18 protein-coding genes and 1 pseudogene are annotated in these 19127 nt (G+C 39.8%); 8 read left to right on the top strand and 11 right to left on the bottom strand.

Annotation, left to right across the window (positions count from 1 at the left end):
- Positions 1 to 120 (top strand): annotated as a pseudogene (locus DDV96_RS16235) (IS30 family transposase); the annotation flags it as partial.
- Positions 121 to 173: 53 nt separating this feature from the next.
- Here DDV96_RS16235 and DDV96_RS14035 read toward each other — a convergent pair.
- The 6 genes from DDV96_RS14035 to DDV96_RS14060 form a co-directional block, all read right to left on the bottom strand.
- On the bottom strand, positions 174 to 887 hold the full coding sequence (locus DDV96_RS14035; protein WP_116695417.1) for a LamG domain-containing protein: 714 nt from the start codon (positions 885 to 887) through the stop codon (positions 174 to 176).
- A 240-nt stretch (positions 888 to 1127) separates the two neighbouring features.
- Positions 1128 to 1745, bottom strand: coding sequence for a superoxide dismutase family protein (locus DDV96_RS14040; RefSeq protein WP_116695418.1), 618 nt, complete (start codon positions 1743 to 1745; stop codon positions 1128 to 1130).
- Positions 1746 to 2071: 326 nt separating this feature from the next.
- A complete protein-coding gene (locus tag DDV96_RS14045) occupies positions 2072 to 2566 on the bottom strand; it encodes a YdeI/OmpD-associated family protein (protein WP_116695419.1) in 495 nt (164 codons plus the stop codon).
- 1 nt (position 2567) lies between these two features.
- Positions 2568 to 3782: a bifunctional alpha/beta hydrolase/OsmC family protein gene (locus DDV96_RS14050; protein ID WP_116695420.1), complete on the bottom strand. Its 1215-nt coding sequence runs from the start codon at positions 3780 to 3782 to the stop codon at positions 2568 to 2570.
- Positions 3783 to 3839: 57 nt separating this feature from the next.
- Complete coding sequence (locus DDV96_RS14055; RefSeq protein WP_116695421.1) at positions 3840 to 5792, bottom strand: S9 family peptidase; 1953 nt, start codon at positions 5790 to 5792, stop codon at positions 3840 to 3842.
- Positions 5793 to 5898: 106 nt separating this feature from the next.
- Positions 5899 to 9132: a WD40/YVTN/BNR-like repeat-containing protein gene (locus DDV96_RS14060; protein WP_116695422.1), complete on the bottom strand. Its 3234-nt coding sequence runs from the start codon at positions 9130 to 9132 to the stop codon at positions 5899 to 5901.
- 119 nt (positions 9133 to 9251) lie between these two features.
- Between DDV96_RS14060 and DDV96_RS14065 the strand changes: the two genes are divergently transcribed.
- The 6 genes from DDV96_RS14065 (at position 9252) to DDV96_RS14090 (ending at position 14824) form a co-directional block, all read left to right on the top strand.
- The gene (locus DDV96_RS14065; protein ID WP_116695423.1) at positions 9252 to 10391 is read left to right on the top strand and encodes a vWA domain-containing protein; all 1140 of its coding nucleotides are present in this window, start codon (positions 9252 to 9254) and stop codon (positions 10389 to 10391) included.
- 247 nt (positions 10392 to 10638) lie between these two features.
- Positions 10639 to 10965, top strand: a complete 327-nt coding sequence (locus tag DDV96_RS14070; protein WP_317045970.1) for a four helix bundle protein — start codon at positions 10639 to 10641, stop codon at positions 10963 to 10965.
- 110 nt (positions 10966 to 11075) lie between these two features.
- Positions 11076 to 12539: a sigma 54-interacting transcriptional regulator gene (locus DDV96_RS14075; RefSeq protein WP_116695425.1), complete on the top strand. Its 1464-nt coding sequence runs from the start codon at positions 11076 to 11078 to the stop codon at positions 12537 to 12539.
- 221 nt (positions 12540 to 12760) lie between these two features.
- Entirely contained in the window at positions 12761 to 13243 is a 483-nt protein-coding gene (locus DDV96_RS14080) for an Hsp20/alpha crystallin family protein (RefSeq protein WP_116695426.1), read from the top strand.
- A 255-nt stretch (positions 13244 to 13498) separates the two neighbouring features.
- Positions 13499 to 14233 carry a hypothetical protein gene (locus tag DDV96_RS14085; protein ID WP_116695427.1) on the top strand — a complete coding sequence of 245 codons (735 nt, stop codon included), beginning with the start codon at positions 13499 to 13501 and terminating at the stop codon, positions 14231 to 14233.
- Positions 14234 to 14269: 36 nt separating this feature from the next.
- On the top strand, positions 14270 to 14824 hold the full coding sequence (locus tag DDV96_RS14090) for a hypothetical protein (protein WP_133240860.1): 555 nt from the start codon (positions 14270 to 14272) through the stop codon (positions 14822 to 14824).
- Positions 14825 to 14845: 21 nt separating this feature from the next.
- Here the strand turns inward: DDV96_RS14090 and DDV96_RS14095 are convergent, their stop codons facing one another.
- Together DDV96_RS14095 and DDV96_RS14100 are read right to left on the bottom strand one after the other, a co-directional pair.
- A complete protein-coding gene (locus DDV96_RS14095) occupies positions 14846 to 15607 on the bottom strand; it encodes a sulfite exporter TauE/SafE family protein (protein WP_116695429.1) in 762 nt (253 codons plus the stop codon).
- 96 nt (positions 15608 to 15703) lie between these two features.
- Positions 15704 to 16081, bottom strand: a complete 378-nt coding sequence (locus DDV96_RS14100; protein ID WP_116695430.1) for a LysM peptidoglycan-binding domain-containing protein — start codon at positions 16079 to 16081, stop codon at positions 15704 to 15706.
- 197 nt (positions 16082 to 16278) lie between these two features.
- Between DDV96_RS14100 and DDV96_RS14105 the strand changes: the two genes are divergently transcribed.
- On the top strand, positions 16279 to 16899 hold the full coding sequence (locus DDV96_RS14105; RefSeq protein WP_240607738.1) for a fasciclin domain-containing protein: 621 nt from the start codon (positions 16279 to 16281) through the stop codon (positions 16897 to 16899).
- A 47-nt stretch (positions 16900 to 16946) separates the two neighbouring features.
- On the opposite strand, the gene DDV96_RS14110 is transcribed toward DDV96_RS14105, so the two are convergent.
- From DDV96_RS14110 to DDV96_RS14120, 3 genes are all read right to left on the bottom strand, one after another.
- Positions 16947 to 17615: an ATP-binding cassette domain-containing protein gene (locus DDV96_RS14110; protein WP_116695432.1), complete on the bottom strand. Its 669-nt coding sequence runs from the start codon at positions 17613 to 17615 to the stop codon at positions 16947 to 16949.
- Positions 17593 to 17904, bottom strand: a complete 312-nt coding sequence (locus DDV96_RS14115) for a hypothetical protein (protein WP_116695433.1) — start codon at positions 17902 to 17904, stop codon at positions 17593 to 17595. Before DDV96_RS14115 ends, DDV96_RS14110 begins: the two co-directional genes overlap by 23 nt.
- A gap of 313 nt (positions 17905 to 18217) precedes the next feature.
- A complete protein-coding gene (locus DDV96_RS14120; RefSeq protein ID WP_116695434.1) occupies positions 18218 to 19108 on the bottom strand; it encodes a diacylglycerol/lipid kinase family protein in 891 nt (296 codons plus the stop codon).
- Positions 19109 to 19127 lie beyond the last annotated feature (19 nt).

A 19127-nucleotide genomic window follows, 5' to 3' on the forward strand; every position in this document is an offset into this window, starting at 1 on the left:
AGCGAATACAGGATAAGGGAAATTGAAAGACTGATAAATAACAGAAGAGTGAGAAAGTTTGGCTACATTAGCCCAATAGAAAAATTAAAATCAACTTGGCCAGTTGCACTTATAACTTGAACATGGCTAATATTGAATATGGATAAAATGAAATTTACTGATATTAAAGTATTTTAACCAGCAGTAAGTTCCTCGCAAGTATCATCTATAGACATTAATGCTTCAATTTCTTTCTTGGTCAAAACCCTGTTGTAAATACGGATATCGTCTAAAATACCATTGTAATATTCCGTAGCACCAGGTTGGTCATAACCAAAAAATAGTGAAAGGTCATTTTTTACTATTTCGGTTACCGGCTTCGTTTGAAGTTTTTCACCATTAATATATAGATTTACAGAGCCAAGATCATAGGTTAAGGTTATATGGTACCAAGTATTCAATTTAAAGTCATAGTTGCCTATAACATCAGAATTGAAAAATATATCGCCATTATCCTTATAGTATAACGAAAATTGTCTGGAATTTAACGCCTTCGACTCACCTGCTTTATTTATTAGTACGGCCCATTTGTCACCGTTAGAATAATACTCATGGGTGTTGAACCACATGGATATAGACAGTTTTTTATCAATGTTCTTAAGGCTTGGAGAATTCGCAATTTCCATATAATCACTTTCCCCATCAAATTTATAAGCGCTTTCTGGATTTCCAAACCTATCATTTACAAGTTCTGCACCATTTACAGTAGCATTATTATCATGGCCGCTTTTATCGTTTGCATTGTTGCAAAAAGAATAGAATGCAACGAGTCCCTCATCCAATTTGTCAGTTTTTTCAGAACAAGAAATACAAGCGAACAAAACAGTAAAAAGTAAAAATTTATTCATAAAATCCAATTTTAAAAGTATTTTTAACTATAAACTTGTGTTGTTTTAACACCATAGTATTAAGTCAAATGTATACTTTATAAAAATATTAGAAAAGTATATTCTTGAACATTTGTTTTAAATTGCTTTGAAAAAACACACAATAAATTTGTCATATTACTATTAAAAGTGTGCAAAATCATAAAAAAAGTCCCTTCAAACTTAAAGAAGGGACTTTTTAATAGGTGTTAATCTTATAGCTTATTGTTCAATAATCCCACCACAACTAACACGTGCTCCAGCTGCACCTGAGGGTTGGGACGTAAAATCATCGGCGCCTTCGTGGACGATAATGGCTTTTCCTAAGATGTTTTTATTGTCATCATCACAGCCTATGCACCATTCGTCGGTTTGCATAGAGATGGATCCGTCGCCGTTTTCATCGGCTTCAAAGTTACCGATGTCGCCTTTGTGGTACCCTGCTGCATCACCCCATTTTCCGTGTTGTTCAAAGGTAGGGTTCCAGTGCCCGCCAGCCGATTTTCCATCGGGAGCAGAACAATCTGCCTTTTCGTGAATGTGGATGGCGTGGGTTCCCGGCTTCAATCCGGTAAGTTTTGCTTCCATTTTAACAACGCCATCTTTTTCGATAAAACTTACTTTACCGGTTGCACTGCTTTCACTTTTGGATTCTAACTGAACAATGACGGTTTTTTCTTTCATCATATCCTCATTTTCATCCATCATCTTGTCGTTGTCCATATTGGAATCAGACTGTTCCATTTTGTCCATTTCTTTTTCATCCTTTTTTTTACCATCGTTACAGCTGGTAAAAGCCATTAGGGCAAGGGCTGAAAATACTATACTAACTTTTTTCATGGGTTAAAATTTTATGTTTTTGGTTTCAGTTAGAATAAAGGTAAGGGGAAAGACAGCCACGACCAACATTTTAAAATAATCTTAGCATTTGGCGAAAAGCAACTTTTCGTATTTTTATAATTTCATAGATAATTTTGCCTTTAATTAATCAGGTTCCTGTGGATGTATGATGCAATGAAATTAGGATTATTTTTAACGAAACATAAGACAGAAAACGATATGATAAAAGAGTGGTTCATAAGTATGCTAGTGCTATGGCTGCCTAATACCAGTTCATCAATCAATTTTAAAGTCCTACGTCGTTAAGTCTTAAGTCGTCAGCCTTTTTAATAATGCTTTTTCACCAATTCCCGTTGATCGATAATGCCCATTTTCAGGTTTTCTGAAACCATTAATGCCTTATCAATACGGGTTTGGGATGTTTTAAAACGTTTTACATAATAAATGAGAGAGCGTTTTTTGCCATCAGAAAAATTTTCGAAAATTTCTGAAGCTTCTGGGTCACTTTCAAAAACGGCTTCCATTTCTTTGGGCATTAACACACCGTATTTAGTAGTGTCTTCAAACAATTCCATTTGAAAATAATCGGAAGGGAAAACGCCTAATTCTTTTTGATATCTTTTTCCGAAGGTTATTACGTAACGTCCCAACCGTTTCCGCAGGGCGGCATGAAATTCAATTTCATTTTCTTCAAAAAATGCTTTTACCTTAACGCGAGTGTTTTTTCCTTTTAGAAAGGGCGTAACTATTTCTTCAGGAAGATAGACCGCATGGGTACCTTCCACCGTAACTTCAAACCGTTGTGAGCTGCGTATGGCCATATTATTCCTTTAAATAGGTTATAATTTGGGTTTCACTGTGCAAGGTTTTGTGGACGGGACATTTATCGGCTATCTGTAATAACCGTTTTATCTGTTTTTCATCCAACTCTCCTTCAAACTTAATCTCACGGGTAAACGTATCAATTTTGGCAGCGTCGTCTTCACAATTTTCGCAATCTACTGCGTGTTGTTTGTCGTAGCTGGTATGTACTTCTACATTTTGGACATCCCATTTTTTACGTTTGGCATACATTTGGATGGTCATTGCCGTGCACGCTGATAAGCCTGCAGTAACCAACTCGTAAGGCGAAGGCCCAAAATTATTACCGCCAAAGCTTTCGGGTTCATCGGCAAAGCTGTAGTGATCGCCAATTTTCATTCGGGTGGTAAATCCTTCGGCCTTGTCCAAGCTGGCAACTACATCGTGTTTTGAAGCGATTTTTTCTTCTGAAGGAATTTCAACATACCGTGAAACCCATCCGGCGATAACACTTCCCACATATTCAGAATCCGTTTTTTTGGTTAACAAATGATCGGCACCATCTAACGAAACAAAACTTTTGGGGTGATGGGCAGCTATGTAAAGTTCTTCGGCATTAATGATACCCACCAATTCATCTTGTGGCGAATGTAACACTAACAACGCTTTACGCATGTTTTTTGCTGTTTCGGGCAATGACTTGGTTTCAAGATCGTCTAAAAACTGCTTTTTAATGGTAAACGTACGGCCGCTTAGTTGTACTTCGGCCACACCTTCTTTTTCAATGGTTTTTAGATCGCTTTTCAATAAATGCTTCACATGCTTCGGATTGCTGGGTGCGGCAATGGTCGCCACAGCTTGTACAGAATCCAGTTCCGCCGCAGCAAAAATAACGGCTGCACCTCCTAACGAATGACCAACGAGTAGGGAAGGGGCTTTGTGATTTTCCGAAAGATAATTTGCCGCCGCAACTAAATCCTGTACGTTTCCTGAAAAATTGGTATCCTCAAAATCGCCTTCGCTCTCGCCCAAACCTGTAAAATCGAACCGTAATACGCCAAAACCTTCGGCAGTGAGCGCACGGCTTATGTTGCGTACTGCCGAGAGATTTTTGGTACAGGTAAAACAATGTGCAAAAAGTGCAAAATTATGTGGGTGACCATTGGCGGGCAATTCTAAACGGCCTGCCAATGTCTGCCCTTCTGTGTTTTGAAAACTGACTTTCTCAATATTCATGTTATTTTTTTTGCGTTGCTAATTATTGAATTGGAGGGTCTAAAATATTGGTAGCAGCTACTTGCTCGACTCCAATTCAACATTACCGGATTTATTGGTATCCATCCCCTGTTGACCTTCACCTTTAAGGTATTTATCCAGAAAATCTTTGATTTTTCCGAAGGATTCAATTTGGTTTTCTTTTTTAACAAAACCGTGGCCTTCGTCTTCAAAAAGCACATATTCCACTGGAACCCCGTTCTTTTTAACACCGGCAACAATCTCATCACTTTCCACTTGTAATACACGCGGGTCTTGGGCTCCTTGTAATACCATTAGTGGTTTTGTTACCTTATTGGTATGGAACAATGGCGAAATTTCACGTAACCGAACCGAATCGGCTGTGTTGGGATCACCCATTTCGTTATAAAGAGCTTCTTTAAACGATTCCCACCAGGGCGGAATGCTTTTTAACGTTCGCAACCAGTTGGTGACGCCAAAAATATTAACGCCTACGTCAAATTCTTCAGGCGCATAAGTCAAGGCGGCCATCGTCATATATCCGCCATACGAACCGCCAATAATTCCAATTTTTTCACCATCTATCACCTCTTGCTCGGCCAGCCAATCTTTTCCGGCAATACAATCTTTTAAATCCTTATCGCCGTGGTTTTGGTCGTCCATTTTGTAAAAGGATTTTCCGTATCCGCTGCTACCGCGGTTGTTTACGGCTAAAATGGCATAGCCATGGTTTACCAAATATTGAATGGTGGAGCTAAACCCTTGTCTTGATTGTCCGCCAGGACCTCCATGAACCCAAACCATCGCTGGGACTTTGTTTTCGGCGCTTGCTTGCTTAGGTTGATAATAGATCGCAGGAATTTCCAATCCGTCGAAGGATTTAAAACGAACCACTTCAGCTGAGACTAAATCGTCTGCGTTAATTTCATCGTTTAACACATCAGTAAGTTGGTTCAGCTTTTTGGTCTTTAAGTTGTATGAATACGAATTTGTTGGCGTATGCGATCCTCCAGCCCTAAGTAAAGCCATGGTTTCATCTCTTGAAAAACTAGCGCTGTTAATACTTTGTCCTTCAATTTCAGGGAAATCGACTACGTTGCCAGTTCCAACTTCTTTCACTTCCATTTCGGTTTTGGCATCTTCATTGGTAAACATGAGCTGGTATGTACCGTTATGAGTAAGATAAAAATCAGTAATGTCCCAATTGCGTTCGGCAACTTTTTCTGAAGTACCTTCAGCTATACTATACTTCATAAGCCTGCTGTATTCACCATCTGCGTCGGTGGTATAGTATAGTGACTTTCCATCTGGTGAAAAATCCTGAGGCGAATTTCCACTTAATGTATCATTTACTTTCGTTCTTTCACCTGTTTCGGTGTTCAGAATAAACAAATCGCTATCGTTGGTGTTGATGGCTTTTGTTAAAGCGATGTACTTTCGGTCGTCACTCATACCACCAAACTGCAAGCCGTCTTCATTTTTATAGATTACTTTAGGGGTAAAGGTTTCTATATCCATTTCATAATGATCCATATATTTGGAATCGCGCTCATTACTTCCGTAGAAAAAGCTTTTTCCGTCTTTTGCCCAACCACGGAACAATGCACGCACCTTTTCGGTGGGCGTTAAAGCTTTAATTCCGGTGCTGTCTTTCATATAAATCTTGAAAATTTCATCACCGTTTCCATCCATTCGAAATAAAATACGTTCGTCTTCAGGGAAGTACGAAATACCATATATCGAAGCACTGTCCGATTGGGTAATGGGTGTCATTTCGCCACCACTGGCCGGTACCGTGTACATATTGTAAATTCCAGATCGGTTGCTGGTCATTAATACCTTGGATTTGTCTGGCGAATATCCATTGGCATAGGCGTTCTCATTGTCCATAAATTGTTCAATGGAATACTGCTTGATTGCTGATGTTTGTGCAGTTTCTTCTTTTTTCTCCTCCTTACAGGAATAGAATAGAAGCAAACCCAAACTGATTACTAAGAGTTTTTTCATCATATTGGTTGTTTAATGGTGTTTTCGATACATCCTAAAAATAGTTTTAACATAAATTGATTTCATATAAATAGCGTGTCAATCATTTTTAGAACATTCAAACACCGGTTTATTCTACTTTAAATACTTCTGTTTTTTTAAAAGGCGACAGGTCAATGTTTTCCATATTAGATTTATATTCTGGCCATTCGGTTGCAAAGAAACTGTTGGTGGCTTTTAGCGCTTCAGCTAATGCACTTTTGGCGTGTTGCATTAACCGTTGTTCTGTAGCTGTCATTCCGTTAGGGCGACTGCCACTATACCATCTTGCTTGACCAATGCGTTGCATGACATTAGGCTCTGTACTGCGCACAATACCTTGCCGGTCGTCCTTTTTGCCCAAATACAGTGCGATAACGGAATCTATTTTCTTCATAATCGCTTTACTGGTTTTAATTTCGTCTTTATATTTTTTTTCTTCTGAAGCGTTTTCTTTCAATTTTTTTCTGAAATCTTCTGCCGTGTTTTTACTTTCAACCAATTGCTTTACGGCATCGGCTGCGGTTTGTGTCATTTTTTCCAATTCTTTTGAAGCAGTGTAAGATTCATTGATTGCTTTTTCTGAAACAGTAAGCCTCGGATCACTTTTTACCGTTATGGAGCTGGTTGATATCTCATCGTTAAAAGAAAGCTCTGCTCTGTAGGTTCCAGGCTTTACTGAAGTTCCGCTAGGTTCATTCTTCCGTTTTCTTATGGAACGGGAAGGACGGTCAACCCCTGCTTCATTCATGCGCCATCGCCACGTGTAGATACCTGTACTGTCTGGTTTTTTGCGTTTTAGGGTCCTGATCAATCGGGAACCATCGTAAATTCTTAAATATAAGCTGTCTTTATGTTTGCCGTCCATTTTTTCTTCGGAAGCTATTTCGTCTGTTTCCTCTTTTTCTTCAAAATCCTCTTCACTTTCATCTTTCTCGGTTGTTTCACTATCATCCTTTTTAAAAAAATAGCTAAAACGTGCTCCAGACTTCCTATTATCCCCATTAAACAACGCATCTGCTCCAAAACGGCTACCAGTAGGTTGTTGATAGGACGCTTCATAAGCAGTTGGGGCTTCGAAAAGCTTAATGTTTTGATTTAATACTGAATTATTCCGGGCTATTTCCCGCAACGGACGAATATCATCCAATACCCAAGCCGCCCTTCCGAAGGTCCCGATCACCAAATCATTTTCTCTCGGCTGAATCACTAAATCTTTCACCGAAACCGTAGGAAAACCGTGAGTCCATTTTTGCCAACTCTCACCAGCATCTATTGAAACATAAAGTCCGTCATCGGTGCCTAAAAACAATAAATTCTTTTCTTTAGGGTCTTCTACAATACTTAAAGTGTAACTTATTACATCATCTTCGTCAACGATTCGGTTCCACGTTTTTCCGTAGTTAGTTGTTCTATATGCGTAAGGCGTGTAATTAAAACGTCTATAATCGTTAGCAACCAACAGCGCTTCCCCTTTATTTTTATTGGAAGCTTTTATCTGTACAATCCAGCTACCTTCAGGTAATCCAGGGATGTTACTTGAAACGTCTGTCCAATTTTGCCCACCGTTTTGAGTGTACTGTACGCGTCCATCATCGGTTCCTGCCCACAGCATATTCTGCTCAACCGGGGAAGGCTCGATCACTAAAATAGTGGTATAATTTTCGGCTCCCGTGGCATCTATTGTAAGCCCGCCACTTTCACTTTGTTTTTGTTTTTCGGGGTCGTTGGTAGTAAGGTCTGGCGAAATTACCTTCCAAGTGAGTCCTTTGTCGGTGCTTTTGTGCACAAACTGACTTCCGAAGTAAAGTGTGTTTGAATCAAAAGGATCGATGTTTATAGCACTGTTCCAGTTAAAGCGCAAATGCATATCAGGATCGGGATGGGTTGGTTTTACGGTATAGTTGTTTCCTGTAATATGATCATAGCGGCTTACAAACCCTTGTTGGCTCATCGTCCAGCCGTACTGACTATCATCGGGATCGGGAACCACATCAAATCCATCGCCAAAACTGATTTCCTGCCAATAACTATTTCGTATTCCTTGGTCTTTCCAAACATAGGCAGGGCCGCGCCAGCTGCCGTTGTCTTGCATACCGCCATACACATTATACGGAAACTCATTATCCACGGCTATATGATAAAACTGGGCCACGGGGAGGTTTCCTATAAAACGCCACGTTTTTCCGCCGTCGTGGGTAATATTGAGGCCGCCGTCGTTACCATCCATCATAAAACTGCCGTCTTTTGGATGAATCCACCACGCATGATGATCGGGGTGAACGCCATTATCCACACCATAAGCGCCCATTAACTGCTCAAAACTTTTGCCGCCGTCTTGCGATACATTCACATACGTAAAGACAGAAAACACCCGATTCTCGTTTTCAGGGTCCACGTATATTTCAGCATAATAAAAAGGGCGGTTTCCTATTTCGCTCATATCGTTGTTGATCATTTTCCAGGTAAACCCTCCGTCTTCACTTTTGTATAGGGCATTCTTTTTAGACTCTACCAAGGCGTAAACAATGTTGGGTTTGTTAGGAGCGATGGCAATTCCAATGCGTCCTAAATCGCCCTTTGGCAAGCCGTCTTTATCAGTTCGTTCCTCCCAAGTTTCGCCGCCATCGTAAGTTACATACAAACCAGAACCTTCGCCACCTGAAGTGAAAAACCACGGTTCGCGTTTATGTTCCCACATGGCAACAATCAATTTATTTGGGTTGGTGGGGTCCATCACCATATCGGCCACGCCGGTTTTGTTGTTTACAAAAAGGATTTTATTCCACGTTTTTCCACCATCGGTGGTTTTAAAAACACCGCGTTCTGGGTGTTCGCCCCAAGGGGATCCAATTGCTCCTACGTAAATAGTATTTGGGTCGGTTGGGTCTATGATAATACGATGAATATGGCGTGTTTTTTCGAGTCCCATCAATTGCCAGGTTTTCCCACCGTTGAGCGATCTGTATATTCCGTAGCCTCCGTTTAGGCTGTTTCTTGGGTTTCCTTCGCCGGTTCCTACCCAAATAACCGACGGATTGGATTGCTGAATGGCCACCGCCCCAATAGAAGCCGTGGGTTGGTCGTCAAAAATAGGGTTCCATGAAATACCGCCGCTGTTGCTTTTCCATAAGCCGCCGCTGGCCGTGCCCACATACATCACATCGGGGTTGTCGGTCACCACATCAATAGCGGTTACGCGGCCAGACATGCCACCGGGGCCAATGTTCCGAGGTTTCATGTCTTTCAGAATATCCATAGAAAGTTGTTGGGAAAATAATGAGAGTGAAAGCAGTAAAAAGATAAATAGGAATAGTTTTTTCATCGATTGGTTTTTTCAGAAATAAAAATTAGCTTATAAAGTTAAGAAAATGTGAAAGAGCAAGTCTTAAAAGGCTGTTAATACACCTCTTTTTTTTGTCTTAAAATCGCTACCTTTAGGGTATGAAGAAGAAAAATAGACCTACGGGATTTGTTTTTACCAAACATGACCCTAAGGAACAATCTCCCTTTGAACGACTTTTCGAAATTTTTCAGGAATTAATTACGCACACTTCAGGTGATTTTGATGAAGCCATAGACTGGTTGCGGCAGTTGGATAAAGAGTATAACCTTACTACAGCAGAATATACCATGGACGATTTTATTGAAGACCTGAAGAAAAAAGGCTACATCCGTGAAGAATTCCGACCAGATGGAAAAGGTGGCGGTAAAGGGGAAGGCAAAAATTCCATTACCGAAAAACTGGAACGCTCCCTTCGGAAACGGGCCTTGGAACAAATTTTCGGTAAATTGAAAAAAAGTACTGGCGGTAACCACAAAACCAAATATATAGGACAAGGTGACGAACAAGCCGGAGAGTTTCGAAATTATCAATTTGGCGATCCGTTAGAGCGGATTTCGATGACCGAAAGTTTAAAGAATGCCCAAATTAATCACGGTATTGAAGGTTTAAATCTTTCAGAAAACGATTTGGTGGTCGAAGAGTCGATGCACAAATCGCAAATGAGCACGGTGCTGATGATCGATATCAGTCACAGTATGATACTGTATGGGGAAGATAGAATTACGCCTGCCAAAAAAGTAGCGATGGCACTTTCTGAATTGATTACCACCCGCTACCCAAAAGACACCTTGGATATTCTAGTCTTCGGAAACGATGCGTGGCCCATAAAAATCAAGGATTTACCGTATTTAAACGTAGGGCCATTTCATACCAATACCGTTGCCGGATTACAATTGGCGATGGATATGTTGCGCAGAAAGCGAAACACCAACAAACAGATTTTTATGATCACCGATGGAAAGCCGAGCTGTATGCAACTTCCTAATGGTGAATATTATAAAAACAGTGTTGGGCTCGACCCAAACATTGTAAAGAAATGTTATATGATGGCGCGTCAGGCACGTAAACTGCACATTCCCATTACGACATTTATGATTGCGCAAGATCCTTATTTAATGCAGTTTGTAGATCACTTTACGGCCGCCAACCAAGGAAAAGCATTTTACACTGGTTTAAAAGGATTGGGCGAAATGATCTTTACCGATTATGAAACGAATAGGAAACGGAAACTGAGGTAATATTAGAAGAAAGAGGAAAGACCATTCGCTTTGCTCATTGAAAGAAGAAAGACCATTCACTTTGCTCATTGAAAGAAGAAAGACCATTCGCTTTGCTCATTGAAGGAAGAAAGATTAAGCTTAATACAAGTTAGATCACAAAGTCTTTCCTCTTTAATCCTGCCATATAAGCACAGTCTTTTGTCTTTCTTCTATAATGAAACAGTAAATAAATTTTATTATGTATAAAAAACACAATTTTAGAAATTTGAAAATCTGGCAAAAAGCATTGAATATCGCTTTTGAAATTTCAGATAAAACAGAAAATTTTCCTAGCAAGGAGCAGTACTCGCTGACATCACAAATAAATAGGTGTTCAATTTCAATGCCAAGTAATATAGCAGAAGGCTCTGCAAGAACTGAAAAGTCATTCATTCATTTTATTGATATTGCAATGGGTTCTTCTTACGAATTGAATACACAACTATTAATTGCGCACCATAAAAAATATATTTCTGGAGAGGAGTTAAATATACTGGAAACTCAAATTGAAGAATGGCAGCGAATGACTGCAGGATTTCAGAAAACATTGTAAGAAGAAGAAAACCAAAAAGAAAGATGGCTTTTTGTAAGAAATTGTCTTTCCTCTTTCAGTAAGCCTTTGCGAACGGTCTTTCTTCTTTCATCTATAAAAAATAGTATAATATGAAAACAGAAAACATAAAAACATTCGGCGACCTAAAAAAAGCCGGGTACGCGTACAAACCGATTAAAGAAGAATTACGGCGCAACTTGCTTCAGAAACTATTAAAAAAAGAAACCGTTTTTGAAGGAATTCACGGTTACGATTATACCGTTATACCAGAATTAGAACGCGCTATTCTTTCCAAACACAACATCAACTTGCTTGGATTGCGCGGGCAGGCCAAAACCCGTCTCGCACGGCAAATGGTTTCGTTATTAGATGAATATGTGCCAGTTGTGGCCGGCAGCGAAATCAATGACGATCCGTTTCATCCTATTTCCCGATTTGCAAAAGAACTAATGGAAGAAAAAGGTGATAAAACCCCCATTGAATGGTTGCATCGGGACGAGCGGTTTTCAGAAAAACTGGCAACACCCGATGTTACGGTGGCCGATATTATTGGCGATGTGGATCCCATTAAAGCTGCCAATCTAAAACTGACCTATGCCGATGACCGGGTGATTCATTTTGGAATGATTCCACGTGCCAACCGGAGCATTTTCGTCATCAATGAACTGCCCGATTTACAGCCCCGCATTCAAGTGGCGCTGTTCAATATTTTGCAGGAAGGCGATGTGCAAATCCGGGGTTTTAAATTGCGGATGCCGTTGGACGTTCAGTTTGTGTTTACTGCAAATCCGGAAGATTACACCAACCGCGGTAGCATTGTAACGCCGTTGAAAGACAGGATCGGGTCACAAATCTTGACACATTACCCCGATGATATTGAAACGGCACGGAACATTACTGAGCAAGAAACAGCGGAAGCTTCTGCAACCAAAGAAAAAATTTACGTGCCCGACTTGGCAAAGAACCTAGTGGAACAAATTAGTTTTGAGGCCCGCAACAGTGCGTTTATCGATATAAAAAGTGGCGTGAGTGCCCGCTTGAGCATTACCGCGTACGAAAACTTGCTAAGCACTGCCGAACGGCGCGCCCTGCAAAATGGAGAAGACAAAACCGCGGTGAGGTTGAGCGATTTTATGGGCATTATCCCAGCCATTACCGGAAAAGTGGAATTGGTGTATGAAGGCGAGCAAGAAGGCGCCAGCGAAGTGGCCGAGCAATTGATAAACAGCGCGGTAAAAAGCCAATTTGAAAACTATTTTCCTAAAATTGAAAAACTTCAGAAAGAGAGTGACGTCGATCCGTATGCCAATGTAGTTGCTTGGTTTTTTGAAGAAAGCGGCTTTGAGTTATTGGATACACTATCTGACACTGAATACAAACGACAACTAAATAAAATAGAACCGTTGGAACAATTGCTGAAGAAATATACCCCAGATATTTCAGCTAAGGACAAACCATTTTTTAAGGAGTTTGTGCTTTGGGCGCTTTCAGAATACAAAAAGCTGAGCAAGCACAACTTGGGTGATGGCCTGGAATTTAAGGATGTGTACGGGGGTTATATTAGTGGATTGTAAAGGCACTTTCTAATTGAAGTCCGGAAATGTCAAAATGACTTTTCAGAGGCTTTTTTTATTGAAAAAATGACAGTTTTAAGTTGTATTAACTGCCATAAAAGCTTTGGTTTTGTTAAAAATAATTTAATTATGCAAGGAGCGTTGTTATTATTTGTTCGTGGCAAACAATTTGCAATACTAAAAGCAAATAAAACAATGTTGAACTTAAAATTTTTTTGATTATGACAACGCTGATGAAATCACCGAAAAAAAGAAGTTTGGCAAATACAAATGCAGGACTTTCAGGGACTTTTCCAACCTGGTCTTCTTGGATGGACGAATTATTGAACAACGACCTTCCCAGTGTGTTCCAGTCCAATTTTAACACAGGCATGAGCCTTCCGAAGGTTAATATTTCGGAAACCGATGACGCCTACGAAGTTGAACTGGCTGCTCCGGGAATGAAAAAAGACGATTTCAATATAGAGATCGATAACCAAGTATTGACCATTTCTTCTGAAATGGAAAACGAAGAAGAAACCAAAGAAAATAATTATACCCGTAGGGAATTTGGCTATTCCTCTTTTAAACGGAGCTTTACCCTGCCCGAATCTGTTGACGATGGCAAGATAAAGGCCAAATACAATGAAGGTATATTGAACATTGAACTCCCCAAACGGGAAGAAGCTAAGAAAAAGCCTGCGAGATCGATTAAGATTTCTTAGGTAAAAAATAAAACTTGAAAAAGGCCGCAACTTGCGGTCTTTTTTTATGGCCAGTTTTTAAAATATCACCGTGTTTTGGATTAAAAAGCACCTCTTTTCAACGTTATTCGAGCAGTTCATACTTCATTAATTATAAATATGTGACATAATTGCAAGCAATTGGAACATAGCTGCAACTTAGTTATAGAGGTTACTTTTACATTAGCAATAGTAACAAGGTGTCTTTTTGTAAGAGATTTACAGCAAATCATCCCAATGCGTATAGACGCCGCAATTTATATAGTTATGAAACGTCTATTATTGCTATTACCATTGTTTATCACATTGTTTTATAGCCCAATTGTTTCAGCACAAATAAATTTGTTAGAGGCCATTCAAGAAAATGCGGAACAAGGTGAATACGGTGAGGAATATACAGCAGAAAACCAAGAGAACCCACAAGAACTCACTGAAGAACAAAAGGAGTTTATGGATAAGTTAAAAGAGATGTTGGAAGGAGAAAGGGAAAACCTCGATGAGTTTAACGATTGGTCCTCACAAATGAAATGTACCTACATGATGTTGGCGTATGTATATAATCTTGAAAAACTAAATGAAGAGACAGAGGCTACTGCTGATTGTAAGTTAAAATATGACTTATACGGTATGCAACTCTTGGCAATTGCCAGTTCAACTACAATACTATACTGCCCTGAGGGAATGGCTAACGCTACAGAGCAAGAAATGGACGATGTAAGTATGGAGCTGTGGGTCCTTTTTATGACCGATTATGATGTTATTGAACCAAATACTTCCCCTATAATTAAAAACATAAAAAAATGGGTTTCACAATTGTTTTATGGACCTTTTTCTGAATTTAATGATGTGAATGGAGGCAATACAGTTAAAGGCTTTATTTATTATTTAACAGCACATTTCCATCCTGAATTTGTAATGGGCAAAACCCTTGAAATAGGTCAAAAAATGGAAGCCCTTGGTTGTGGAGGGTAACCTTAGTTAAAATAATAACCCTTAAACAATATGATTATGAAAAACTTCTTAATGTTAACGATGATTATAATCCTTACCTCCTGTGGCTTGGGCGACAAGGAAAAGCAAGAGGCCAAGCAAGAAGATAGAATAGAACAGAGTGATGAAAAAACTACCTTACCCATAGCTAAAGAATCTTGGCGCGGGTGGAAGCCCCCAAAACAGGTAAATGGATATACGCTTACCTATTATGAAACCGACCCTTTTAGCAGTAAAAACCTATATTCTGCAAGCCTTCGCTATGAAAAAGGGGGAGTAAAAGTGCCTATTACAATTGTGGATGGCAGTACCGGAAAAGGAACTGCTGAAATACGCCAACACCGTGAATTTGCCGAGAAAGAACTGAACCATGAAAGTTCTTTTGGATATGAAAAAACTGTTGACTATAACGGTACCAACGCTCGGGAAGAATATTTGAATGCTACCAAGCAGTATTTAATCAGGTTTCTTTACAAGAATCGGTACGGGGTATCGGTAAAAAGTAAAGCTCCAAGTTCTGAAGAGCTTTGGGAGCTAATTGAAGGACTTCAATCAAATGAGCTAGAAAAGTGATTGTAGGGTATTTTGAAATGGCTATATTATTTCAGAAATAGCTTTTACAATTAAAACCAATCCGCTAATTACCATAATAGCAATTACCCATTTTCTAAAAGCGAGCTTGCTCATACGTTGCAATAACCATTTGCCAATGAGATTGCCTACAATGGCTCCCAAGCCCATGGCGATACCGTACACCCAAAGTTCATCGGTTAGCAATCCAAAAAATGTATAACTGCCTATTTGGGCTATTCCCAAGAAAAAGGATTGTGCGGATTTGGTTCCTACAAGCGACTCTTTGTCAATTCCTGCATTGAGCAAAAAAGGGTTCAATATTGGGCCCATGCCGCCGGTTAGGGTTCCAATTACGGAAATAAAGAAGCCCAATGGAACAAAATACCAGAGTTTTACTTCAAAGGAGCGTTCTTTTTTTCCGAAACGATATTGAAAAAAAGTACTTACCAAGAACAATCCGACGATAATCTGTACCCAATAAATCTTTACTTCAGCAAAAAGCCAAGCAGCGAGAACCGCCCCGATCATGGCAGATGGGACATAATACCAAAACACCTTCCACACAATGTGTTTCCAAAAAATTATGATACGGCTAGGCCGGCTTATAAAGGTACCCAAGTTGATAACGGGAGCGGTTTGCGAAGTGCCGATCAAAAAATTGAGGATAGGGATTTGCATCAACGCGCCACCACCGCCACTAATAGTTGAAAGGGTAAAGGCGGTTGCCCCTAAAAAAAAGAGCCCAATGAGCAAATAAGGGGAAAGGGAACTAATTATATCCATACCTTAAAAGTACGGAAATTGGTTTCCTTTCCAGTATTCAGCAAAAAAAGCTGCCCATTTAAATAGGCAGCCGGTTTTAAATTAATATAGGAGTGTTTACTTGTTGGGTATTTCGAGCTCTTGTCCTGGGTGAATGACATCTGGGTTGTCCAAAATGTTACGGTTGGCTTCAAAAATCTTGTTGTATTGCATTGGGTCGCCATAGTATTTTTTTGAAATTTTACTGAGCGATTCCCCTTTTTCAACGGTGTGGTAAGCATACGCATTTTTATCTGCCACCTTAATGTCGGCTTCAATATCTTGCGGGTTTTCACCGCCGGACTTTTTAATTTCGTCCCAAAGCAGGTCTTTTTGGTATTGGGTGTTTGCAGTGCCCCAAATTTTCAGTTTGCCATTCTCTTCTTTTACGTCGCCATTTTGGATTTTAAGTTTTTCGCCTAAATCCAGTACATTTTGATATTTCGCTTTAACCATTTTGTTTAATTTTCATTTCTATGATTTAAATATACAACTTTTAGAAATTCAGCAGGACTTTTTAATAGAAAAATTGCCTCTATAAGCTAATTGAGATAGCAATTCCTATAATATTTAACTTAAAATTAAGGGGCTTTAATACAACCTTATGATACTCAGCATTATCTTTGTTTCAAGCAAACAAAAATCAACATATTATGAGATTCAAAACAATTATGATGTCAATGGCCGTAGCAACAATGTTGTTCACTGCCTGTAACGACGGAAAGAAAAAAGAGGACGAGGCAAAAGCTGAAGCCGAAAAAATGGAAATGGAAGCCCAAAAAAAGGCTGACGAAGAGGCTATGATGGCCAAGAAGGAGTTTGAGGAAAACACCATTGCCGCAAAAGCGATGGACGACCAAAACCTATCTACTTTGGTCGATGCCCTAAAGCAGGCCGGACTGGCACAAACCTTTATGGAAGAAGGCGAATACACCGTATTTGCACCTACTAACGACGCTTTTGAGGCGGTTCCACAAGCAACTCGCGACGATTTAATGAAGGACGAAAACAAAACGCAGCTTGAAAACCTCTTGAAATACCACGTGGTTTCCGGTGAGTGGAAGGCGGATGCCCTTAAAAAAGCCATTAACGACAACGATAATAAATACCGTGTGACTACTTTGCAGGGCGAGAACATTATCTTGTCAATTAAAGATGGCAACGTTATGGTAGAAGATGCCAAAGGGAATATGGCAACGGTAACGGGCACCGATGTAGATGCCTCTAACGGCGTTGTGTACACCATAGACAAGGTGTTGATGCCAAAAGGTTAATCCTTTAAATCAAACGCAATTAAAAGCTCCGTTAATCGGGGCTTTTTTTATGTGTTTTTGGAAAGGTACCCCCTTGTCCTTAAGTCGTCAATGGAATCTACAATTTGGTTTTTTCCAGCTTTTAGAATGAGGTTTTTAGTGGAAATATCCAGCACATCGGTATAATAATGATCGGTGATGATGAGGCCTTTTGTTTCTGAAATTTTCAGTAAAAAATCCTTTAATGCTTTTGTTTGAAGTGGCTCTATCATGGAGAAAGGTTCGTCTAACATCAGGAACGGATGTGATAAATGGCTTATTAAAATCGCTTCAAAAAACTTGCGTTCGCCTTGCGAAAGATGGCCTACTTTTTTATGAGTAAGGGTTGCAACAAACCGATTGTAAAAAACGGCGTCCTGTTCTTTTTCTTCTTGAAAATACATCGGGATTATATCGCGAACTTTAGTGTTTTTTGGCAAAAAGGGATGTTGTGGCAAATAGGCGATAAGTTGGTTTTTAATGACTTCGGAAGGAGAGATTTTCTCATTGTTTACTTCAAGATGTAAGCTGTTTGCTGAAAGCGTCCCGAAAAGGATTTTCAGCAAGGTGGATTTCCCGCTTCCGTTCCTTCCGAATATTCCCAAAATATCCCCAGTTTTCAATGAAAAGGAAACATCTTTTAATACTGGATTTTTTCCGAAGCTTTTTCGCGCATTATGTACTTGTAAAACCGCCAAAGAAAAAATAAAAAAAGGTTAATAATATAGTGTATAGCGGTACGCCAACCAGCAAATTTAAAACGAAGCTCGCCATGAACAGCTTCCATTTGGTTAGGCCCAGATTGTAATAAAAATAGTATTCCTTTTTTTTGAACACGTGAAAGCCCAAAAACCCGAAAAACAGTGCCATCGTACAAAAAATCACGAATCCCCAAAACAGGTTTGTGGCGAAACTGCCCACGATGGCAAACCCCGCAATAAATGGAAAGAGGTCTTTGTAATATTGCCAGTAAGGACGTAGGTTCATTAAAAAAATCTTTATAACCAAATGATGCGTAATGCTGTATAAGGCATTTTGAGAATGAGCTTATATTGAAAATTACCGCCTAATTCATCTTCACCAGTTGTGGTTTTGATAGTACTTATAGCACACAAAAAGGCACCTTTTTAAGGCTTTTTCAACTGAAGGGAACGTATCCCAACTGGGGAGAAAGTTGATGCAACCTTAAGCCAGTGCCGTAACATATTTTTTTGTGGGGAATTCTAGGAAAATTTTTAAAAGATAAAGATATAAAGATTTTTCGAATATTACACCTTTTGCTTTCCCTTGAAGAAATGGTCTACCCCAAAAAAGTTTTTGGCACGGCCACTGTTAATTTTTCCTTGCAGAGTGTTACCGTTGCTTTTTTGGTGTACTCCAAAAATTCGCCATCAACCTGCAAGGGGACCGGCTCTACAGAACTGATCGTGGCTGCGGTGGTGCTGAACGCTTCGGCAAAACCCGATTCTATGTCTGCCTGGTCGTAGATGGTGTTGATTATTTCAGGAATATTCAGCTCCTTGAAAACCAAAAGCTCGAATTTTCCATCATTGATCTTTCCTTTTGGGTTTACGGTGGCACCGGTGCCAAACTTATTGGCGTTGGCAATGGCCAGCATAATACCGGTTTTTTCAAAGGTTTCATTGTTGATTTCAATCTGGAATGTAAACGGATATTCACTGTTCAACAAGGTGGGGATGCTTTGTAGTACATATCCTAACTTTCCCCGAATGTTAGAAGCTTCGTAGTTTTTTACCAGTTCGGCATTGATGCCCATATCGGCCATGTGGAAGCATATATGGTCGTTCACCAACAGCTTATCGGCTTTGATGGTGTGGTTGCCCAGCGCGATCTTTAACTGCTTGGCCCTGTTGTTGGGAATGTTGAAATTCACTGCCAACCCATTGGCCGATCCTGCTGGGATAATCCCTACCGAAACCTGCAAACCTTCCACCGCTTCGGCTACCATTTTTATGGTCCCGTCGCCACCAACCACCAAAACACGCTCAATATTGTTTTCGTCTATAAGCTGTTTTATACTGGAAATATCGTCTTTCCCTGTGGTTTCGTATATGGTCAAGGCATATTGGTCCGTATTGCAATGGTCTATTATTTCCGTGATGATGTTTTCTTTTGAAATATTGCCCGATATGGGATTTACAACGGTTAATATATCCTTAATTCCCTTCATTTATTTTAAATTGTTTCTA

Origin of the sequence: Marixanthomonas spongiae, from assembly GCF_003095375.1 — a bacterium.
GTDB lineage: Bacteria > Bacteroidota > Bacteroidia > Flavobacteriales > Flavobacteriaceae > Marixanthomonas > Marixanthomonas spongiae.

What these genes read in the sequence shown, in the direction of transcription:
- DDV96_RS14105 (WP_240607738.1), top strand. Translation starts at nt 16,279, where the DNA reads ATGAGATTCAAAACAATTATGATGTCAATGGCCGTAGCAACAATGTTG.
- DDV96_RS14045 (WP_116695419.1), bottom strand. Translation starts at nt 2,566, where the DNA reads ATGGCCATACGCAGCTCACAACGGTTTGAAGTTACGGTGGAAGGTACC.
- DDV96_RS14115 (WP_116695433.1), bottom strand. Translation starts at nt 17,904, where the DNA reads ATGAACCTACGTCCTTACTGGCAATATTACAAAGACCTCTTTCCATTT.
- DDV96_RS14080 (WP_116695426.1), top strand. Translation starts at nt 12,761, where the DNA reads ATGACAACGCTGATGAAATCACCGAAAAAAAGAAGTTTGGCAAATACA.
- DDV96_RS14095 (WP_116695429.1), bottom strand. Translation starts at nt 15,607, where the DNA reads ATGGATATAATTAGTTCCCTTTCCCCTTATTTGCTCATTGGGCTCTTT.
- DDV96_RS14085 (WP_116695427.1), top strand. Translation starts at nt 13,499, where the DNA reads ATGCGTATAGACGCCGCAATTTATATAGTTATGAAACGTCTATTATTG.
- DDV96_RS14120 (WP_116695434.1), bottom strand. Translation starts at nt 19,108, where the DNA reads ATGAAGGGAATTAAGGATATATTAACCGTTGTAAATCCCATATCGGGC.
- DDV96_RS14075 (WP_116695425.1), top strand. Translation starts at nt 11,076, where the DNA reads ATGAAAACAGAAAACATAAAAACATTCGGCGACCTAAAAAAAGCCGGG.
- DDV96_RS14090 (WP_133240860.1), top strand. Translation starts at nt 14,270, where the DNA reads ATGAAAAACTTCTTAATGTTAACGATGATTATAATCCTTACCTCCTGT.
- DDV96_RS14040 (WP_116695418.1), bottom strand. Translation starts at nt 1,745, where the DNA reads ATGAAAAAAGTTAGTATAGTATTTTCAGCCCTTGCCCTAATGGCTTTT.
- DDV96_RS14050 (WP_116695420.1), bottom strand. Translation starts at nt 3,782, where the DNA reads ATGAATATTGAGAAAGTCAGTTTTCAAAACACAGAAGGGCAGACATTG.
- DDV96_RS14035 (WP_116695417.1), bottom strand. Translation starts at nt 887, where the DNA reads ATGAATAAATTTTTACTTTTTACTGTTTTGTTCGCTTGTATTTCTTGT.
- DDV96_RS14055 (WP_116695421.1), bottom strand. Translation starts at nt 5,792, where the DNA reads ATGATGAAAAAACTCTTAGTAATCAGTTTGGGTTTGCTTCTATTCTAT.
- DDV96_RS14060 (WP_116695422.1), bottom strand. Translation starts at nt 9,132, where the DNA reads ATGAAAAAACTATTCCTATTTATCTTTTTACTGCTTTCACTCTCATTA.
- DDV96_RS14100 (WP_116695430.1), bottom strand. Translation starts at nt 16,081, where the DNA reads ATGGTTAAAGCGAAATATCAAAATGTACTGGATTTAGGCGAAAAACTT.
- DDV96_RS14065 (WP_116695423.1), top strand. Translation starts at nt 9,252, where the DNA reads ATGAAGAAGAAAAATAGACCTACGGGATTTGTTTTTACCAAACATGAC.